The organism is Alteromonas sp. ABV2_168, from assembly GCF_056161165.1.
Genome location: NZ_JBSWYQ010000034.1, coordinates 1 through 276, shown reverse-complemented (window position 1 = coordinate 276; position 276 = coordinate 1). Strand labels below are relative to the sequence as shown.

The 276-nt window shown below is 51.4% G+C and carries 1 rRNA gene; it reads right to left on the bottom strand.

From position 1 onward, the window contains the following. Position 1: 1 nt before the first annotated feature. Positions 2 to 276, bottom strand: a 23S ribosomal RNA gene (locus ACXAH4_RS20115); the annotation flags it as partial.

The following is a 276-nucleotide window of genomic DNA, read 5'->3' as shown; positions in this document are numbered from 1 at the left end:
GGGTACGGTTCACATAATCATAAGTTTAGAAGCTTTTCCTGGAAGCAGGGCATCAACAACTTCACTCCCTTGGGAGCTCGTCTCGTGTCTCGGCCTTAAGCACCCGGATTTACCTAAGCACTCAGCCTACACACTTTCACCTGGGCAACCAACGCCAGGATTGTCTAGCCTTCTCCGTCCCTCCGTCACTGATTATATAAGTACGGGAATATTAACCCGTTTCCCATCGACTACGCATTTCTGCCTCGCCTTAGGGGCCGACTTACCCTGCCCTGA